Source organism: Stenotrophomonas sp. YIM B13575, assembly GCF_042787595.1.
Lineage (GTDB): Bacteria > Pseudomonadota > Gammaproteobacteria > Xanthomonadales > Xanthomonadaceae > Stenotrophomonas > Stenotrophomonas lactitubi_B.
Genome location: NZ_JBHZOP010000051.1, coordinates 1 through 6,654, shown reverse-complemented (window position 1 = coordinate 6,654; position 6,654 = coordinate 1). Strand labels below are relative to the sequence as shown.

General features: G+C 66.1%; 5 protein-coding genes and 1 pseudogene. 4 read left to right on the top strand and 2 right to left on the bottom strand.

Features of this window, described 5'->3' with window-relative positions; all coding sequences use genetic code 11:
• Positions 1-196: 196 nt before the first annotated feature.
• Both ACFX4F_RS09725 and upp read right to left on the bottom strand, forming a co-directional pair.
• Positions 197-490 (bottom strand): PsiF family protein, encoded by a 294-nt coding sequence (locus ACFX4F_RS09725; protein ID WP_099820158.1) that lies wholly within the window; start codon positions 488-490, stop codon positions 197-199.
• A gap of 118 nt (positions 491-608) precedes the next feature.
• On the bottom strand, positions 609-1,241 hold the full coding sequence (gene upp, locus ACFX4F_RS09720; protein WP_025878832.1) for a uracil phosphoribosyltransferase: 633 nt from the start codon (positions 1,239-1,241) through the stop codon (positions 609-611).
• Between the two features lie 153 nt (positions 1,242-1,394).
• Here upp and ACFX4F_RS09715 point away from each other — a divergent pair, with 153 nt between their 5' ends.
• The 4 genes and pseudogenes from ACFX4F_RS09715 to ACFX4F_RS09700 form a co-directional block, all read left to right on the top strand.
• Positions 1,395-3,947 (top strand): TonB-dependent receptor, encoded by a 2,553-nt coding sequence (locus ACFX4F_RS09715; protein WP_380654631.1) that lies wholly within the window; start codon positions 1,395-1,397, stop codon positions 3,945-3,947.
• On the top strand, positions 3,947-5,056 hold the full coding sequence (locus ACFX4F_RS09710) for a phytase (RefSeq protein ID WP_099820160.1): 1,110 nt from the start codon (positions 3,947-3,949) through the stop codon (positions 5,054-5,056). Before ACFX4F_RS09715 ends, ACFX4F_RS09710 begins: the two co-directional genes overlap by 1 nt.
• 11 nt (positions 5,057-5,067) lie before the next feature.
• On the top strand, positions 5,068-6,417 hold the full coding sequence (locus tag ACFX4F_RS09705) for a metallophosphoesterase (RefSeq protein ID WP_380654635.1): 1,350 nt from the start codon (positions 5,068-5,070) through the stop codon (positions 6,415-6,417).
• A 10-nt stretch (positions 6,418-6,427) separates the two neighbouring features.
• Positions 6,428-6,562 (top strand): annotated as a pseudogene (locus tag ACFX4F_RS09700) (inorganic diphosphatase); the annotation flags it as partial.
• Between the last annotated feature and the right edge of the window lie 92 nt (positions 6,563-6,654).

The window sequence follows — 6,654 nt, the reverse complement described above, 5'->3', positions numbered from 1 at the left end:
GAGGTGTCGGATGGCGGGGACGCCGCAAGTACGTCCTTGTAGGCTCAGCCGCGCCATCCATGGCGCGGATGCCCCGCAATCCGACACCGCCCCGCCTTCGACAGTTTTCCGGTGGCCAGTAGATCCACGCCGTGCGTGGATGGGCCTTTCTTCAGTAGATCCACGCCATGCGTGGATGGGCCTTTCTTCGCTGTTTTTACGATGCCTTGAGGCAGCTGCTCATGAAGGTCTTGCGGGCGTCGCCGGCTAGCTTCCTGGTGGCGGCGTCGGCGTTGCACTTCTTCATGCGTTCCTGCGGCGTGGTGGGGGTTGCCGGGGCGGCTGCGTGCGAGCTCAGGCATGCGCTCTGCGCGGACTTGTAGGCGTCGCCCTTCAGCCCTTTGTTCTTGGCCGAGCAGTCGGCCATGCGCTGCTGCTGCGGGGTGGCGGCGTTGGCGGCAAGCGGGAGGCTGAGCAGCAGGGCGGCGGCGAGCAGGAATGATGCTTTCATGGTGGCTCCAGGGCAGGGCGGGTGCGCGGAGCATTCGCCCGTCGCCGCAAAGCCGGCGTGAAGGTGCCTGGAGCAGGTGGAGCACTTCCTTTCGAAAGCGCTCCGACCCGGGTTGATCTCAGCCCACGCGGGTACCGAAGATGCGGTCGCCGGCATCACCCAGACCCGGCAGGATGTAGCCCTTGTCGTTGAGCTGCGCGTCGATCGCGGCGGTGTAGATCTCCACGTCCGGGTGCACGGCCTTCACTGCTTCGATGCCCTCCGGCGCGGCAACCAGGAAGATGCCCTTGATCCGGCGGGCACCGGCGCGCTTGAGCATGTCGATGGTGGCGATCAGGGTGCCGCCGGTGGCCAGCATCGGGTCGAGGATCAGCGCGTCGCGCTCTTCCAGGCGGCCGGTCAGGCGCTCGAAGTAGGGCACCGGCTGCAGGGTTTCTTCATCGCGCTGCAGGCCGACCACGCTGACGCGGGCGGCCGGGATCAGCGACAGCACGCCGCTGAGCATGCCCAGGCCGGCGCGCAGGATCGGCACCACGGTGATCTTGGCGCCGGCGATGCGCTGCACGGTGACCGGGCCGGACCAGCCCGGCAGGGTGTGCGGCTCGGTTTCCAGGTCGGCGGTGGCCTCGTAGGCCAGCAGCGTGCCAAGTTCGTTGGCCAGTTCGCGGAAATCCTTGGTGCTGAGCGCGGCGTTGCGCATCAGGCCGATCTTGTGCTGCACCAGCGGGTGGCGCACTTCGACGATCTTCATGGGAGGGTCTGGCAGAAGGGGAGAGCCCCATTTTAAGCGGAATGCGCGGTGCTGCCGAGCTGGCGCCGGCAGGCCAGGCTCCACCGGTGTCATGCCCATGCAACCTCGCGGACATACCGTGCTGACCCAATCTTTACACCGTTGGGGATAGCTGTGCAGAAGAAGAACACGTTGGGCCTGGCAATCAGCCTCTCGCTGCTGGTGACGGCCAGCCCGTCGCTGCTGGCAGCCGAAATTGCTGCAGCGGCCGGCGGCGGCGCCGCGGCGACCGATCTGGACCGCATCGAAGTGCGTGCGCAGCTGGAATCGCAGGTACGCGCGGTTGACCTCAAGCGCAGCAGCGACGCCATCGAAGACGCTGTGTCCTCCGACGCGCTGGGCCAGTACCCGGACAAGAACGTGGCCGAGTCGCTGCAGCGCCTGCCGGGCATCAGCGTGACCCGCGACCAGGGCGAAGGCCGTTTCGTGGTGGTGCGTGGCCTGGATGCCAACCTCAACAGCGTCAGCGTCGACGGCATCGCCATCGGCACCCCGGAAGATTCCAGCCGTGCCGCGCCGCTGGATGTGATTCCGTCCGATTCGACCGAGCGCTTGCGCGTGGTCAAGTCGCCGACCCCGGACATGCCGGGCGACGCCATCGGCGGCGCGATCCTGGTTGAATCGGCCTCGGCCTTCGATCGTGACGGCCGCAGCCTGCGCGGCAAGATCGAAGCCAGCCACCAGCAGCTGTCCGGCGAAACCAGCCCGAAGGCCGCTTTCAACTACAGCGAAGTGTTCAACGACACGTTCGGCGTGGCGCTGGGCGTGAACTACCAGAAGCGCAAGTTCGAATCGGACAACACCGAAGTGGAGTACGACGGCGAAGACGATGCCGCGCCGGGCGATGTCACCGCGATCAACCTGCAGCACCGCAAGTATGAGATCGAGCGCAAGCGCATCGGCGCCAACCTCAACCTGGACTGGCGCCCGAACGATGACAGCAAGTACTACCTGCGTGCGCTGTACAGCCAGTTCGATGATGCCGAAACCCGCCAGCGCGTGATCTTCAATTTCGACGACGCGAAGATGGTCAAGACCGGTACCGACGAGTACCGCCTGGACGGCATGCCGAAGGATTCCATCGACAAGCGCATGCGTTACCGCACCAAGGAAGAGAACACCTTCGCCGCCAGCCTGGGCGGCGAGAACAAGTTGACCAACGCCGTGGTCGATTACAAGCTCGGCTTCACCCGGACCGAAGAGCGGGTGAACGATGAGATGGAGGCGCGCTTCAAGCTCAACGGCAAGGCGTTCAACGGCACGCTGGACCAGAGCAGCCGCCTGCCCAGTTACAGCTTCGACAACCCGCAGTGGCTGGACAACGGCAACTACGCGTTCGATCGCTTCGTGATCTCGCCCAAGCAGGTGAACGACAAGGAACACAGCGCGCAGGTCAACGTGCGCTTCGACGGCGACAACAGCAGCATCAAGTTCGGCCTGCTGGGGCGCTGGCGCGACCGCGACGTCAACGTCGACGAAAGCGAACTGCGTGTCGGCCCGAAGGTCGCGCTGTCGAGCTGGACCACCGGCTCGCCCGACTACCGTCATGGCACGCTGGGCGATGGCATGGATTCGGATGCCATGCGCGCGTACTGGGCGGCCAACAGCGGCCAGTTCAGCGCCCGTCCGCAGGACGTCGGTGCCAATGCGATGACGTCGCTGGAAGAGGACTACACCGCCAGTGAAGACATCTTCGCCAGCTATGCCATGGGCACGTGGGATGTCGGTGCGCTGCGCATCATCGGTGGCGTGCGCGTGGAGAACACCCGCTTCAAGGCCGAGGGCAACCAGGTCGATGTGGCTGCCAACGGCCGCAGCTACACCGTGACCCCGCGCGTGGCCAACAGCAGCTACACCAACGTACTGCCGGGCCTGCACCTGCGCTACGACGCGGCCGATGACTGGGTGCTGCGTGCTTCGGCCAACAAGACCGTTTCGCGCCCGTCCTTCGGCGATATCTCGCCGCGCGTCGGCTACAGCCGCGGCGACGAGGAAGTGCGCCTGGGCAACCCGGAGCTGGACCCGTACGAGTCGAAGAACATCGATCTGTCGGTGGAGAAGTACCTCGGCAGCACCGGCATCGTCTCGCTCGGTCTGTTCCACAAGTCCATCGACGGCTACATCGTGCAGACCGTGCGTACCAATGATCCGGCGTACGGCGGTTTCGACGTGACCCAGCCGATCAATGGCCGCAAGGCCACGGTGCGTGGTGCGGAGCTGAACTGGCAGCAGCAGCTGGCCTTCCTGCCCGCCGGCCTGGACGGCCTGCTGGTGGGCGCCAGCGGCACCTGGCTGGATACCGACTTCGACGCCGGCATCGAGGATCGCGCCGGTGAGGACTTCACCTTGCCGCGCGCGTCCAAGCACGTGTACAGCGCACACATCGGGTATGAGAAGTATGGCCTCAGCACGCGCCTGGCGGCGGTGTACCGCAGCGAATACCTGGACAGCATCGGCAAGGGCCGTGCGTTCGACATCTATGTGGCGCCCAACACCCAGCTCGACTTCTCGCTGGACTACAAGTTCAACGCGAACGTGAGCGTGTACTTTGAAGCGCAGAACCTGCTGGACAAGCCGTTGGAGCTGTACCAGGGCACGCGCTCGCGCACCCTGCAGCTGGAAGAGTACGGCCGCACCTACGCCGTTGGCCTGAAGGTGGCACTGTGATGGTGCGCGGCATGACCCTGATGGCCGCCTCGCTGGCCGCCGTTCTTGCCGCCGGCTGCACACCGGCAGCGGACAAGGCGCCGGCTGCGGCCGGCGCTGCGGCACCCGTCGAGCGCAAGGTGGTGACCATCGCCGAGGCGTTCCTGACCCCGATGACCCCGGCCGACAACATCGATTCGCCGGCTTCCTGGCAGGCACCGGATGGCAAGACCTGGTTGATCGCCACGGCCAAGGCCACCGACAAGCTGGTGGTCTACGACGGCAGCACTGGCCAGCACCTGCGTGACGTCGGCAGCACCGGCACCGATCTGGGCCAGTTCGATCGTCCCAATGGCATCGCAGTGATCGATGACCTGCTGTGGATCGTCGAGCGCGACAACCACCGTGTGCAGGTGCTTTCGCTGCCGGACTTCACGCCGTTGGCTACATTCGGTGCCGACGACCTGCGCAAGCCCTACGGCCTGTGGGTGGACCGCCGGGTCGATGGCTACAGCGTCTACGTCACCGACTCCTGGGACAACGGCGAGGACGCACAGGGCAAGGACATCCTGCCGCCGCTGGCCGAGCTGGACAAGCGCGTGCGCCAGTACCACGTGATCCGCGACGGTACCAAGGTCCAGGCAACGCTGTCGGCCAGCATCGGTGATACCAGCGAAGCCGGCGCGCTGCGCGTGGTCGAATCGATCTGGGGTGATCCGGCCAATGATCGCCTGCTGATCGCCGAAGAGGACGAAAGCTACGCCAGCGAATTCAAGGTCTATACCCTTGCGGGGCGCTTCACCGGCACTACCTTCGGCCGCGACGTGTTCAAGGCGCAGGCCGAAGGCGTGATGCTGCGCACCTGTGGCAAGGACGGCTGGTGGATCACCACCGAGCAGGGCAAGCAGCGCAGCGTGTTCCATCTGTTCGACCGCCATACGCTGAAGCCGGTAGGCGCGTTCCAGGGCAATACCGTGGCCAACACCGATGGCATCTGGATGATGCAGCAGCCGACGCCGCGGTTCCCGCACGGCGCCCTGTACGCGGTGCACGATGACCAGGGCGTGGTGGCCTTCGACTGGGAGAGCATTGCCAAGCAGCTGGCCCTGCCGCTGGAGTGCGGTTCGTGAGCGCGCGTTTGATGCGCTTGCTTGCGGTCGGCCTGCTGTTGGCATTGTCATCGGTGGCGATGGCGGCGGCCGAGCCCAACACCCAGGTGCCGTCGGGTAGCCGTTACTACGCAGCCGCATCGGTGCCGGACCGCATCGTCGCCTCTCCGTCGGTCGACCCCAGCCACGGCTTCGCGGTGGCCTGGCGCACCGACGGCAGCGTGCAGTCGCCGCTGCTGGAAATCGCACTGGCCGACGATTCGCCGGCCATCGAGGGCATCCGCCAGCTGCGCGCAACCACCCAGGTGCTACAGACCGAGAACGGCCTGTCGCATCATCATCGCGCCGACATTGACGGCCTGCAGCCGGACACCCTGTACGTCTATCGCGTACAGGGCAATGGCAGCTGGAGCGCGTGGAACCAGCTGCGCACGCTGGCCGCTGCCGAGCAGCCGCTGACCCTGCTGTATTTCGGCGACACCCAGAACAAGAACGTCAGCCATGTCAGCCGCGTGGTGCGGGCCGCACAGAAGGCCGCACCGGATGCGCGGATCAGCCTGTTTGCCGGTGACCTGGTCAGTGGTGGCGACAACATGGACGACAGCGAATGGGGCGAGTGGTTCGCCGCCACCAGCTGGCTGGCACAGGAGACGCTGGTGGCGCCGGCGATCGGCAACCACGAGTACTTCGAGGAATTCGAGGACACCCCGCAGGAGCGCCGCGTGCTGGGCCGTCATTGGCCGGTGACCTTCGCCCTGCCGGGCAACGGCGCCAATGCCGCGGCGGGTACCAGCTACTGGTTCGATGCGCAGGGTGTGCGCGTGGCCGTGGTCGACGGCACATCAGCGCTGGATCTGGGAACCGCCAAGGCGCAGGCGCAGTGGCTGGACGAGGTGCTGACCGGCAACAGGCAGCCGTGGACCATCGTGCTGCTGCACCAGCCGTTCTATTCACCGCGCGAGGGCCGCGAGAACGCCGCCCTGCGCAAGGTGCTGCTGCCGGTGGTGCGACGCCACAAGGTGGATCTGGTGCTGCAGGGGCATGACCACACCTACGGCCGTCGCGGTGAAGGGCAGGCGGCAACGCCGCAGTACGTGGTGACCGTGGCAGGGCCGAAGCAGTACCGGCTGTCGGACGAGGCGCGCAGGACGATGGAGCCAGTGGGCGAGGACACCCAGCTGTTCCAGGTGTTGCGTATCGATCCGCAGCACCTGCGCTACGAGGCGCGCACGGTTACCGGACGCCTGTACGACGCCTTCGAGCTGACGCGAGATGACAATGGCGGCAAGCAGCGGGTGGAGCACCAGGAAGGGCGGATTGCACCGCGTGATTGTGCACGTGCGCAGACCGCCAAGGGCCGCACCGACCGCTGCTGGGAGTGAGGACAGACCGATGAGCACGCGCCCGCGCATCGTTCCGATGGCCGCCATTGCCGTTGCCCTGTTGCTGATGGGCAGCGCGGTGGCTGCCGCGGATTCGGTCCTGCACCCGTTCCTGACCGCCCAGCCGAAGCAGGCGCCGCAGGAAAGAAAGACGGGCGGGTGATCAACGAAGGCATGAAGTAGATCCACGCCATGCGTGGATTGAACCTTCCCGTGCACCATCCACGCACGGCGTGG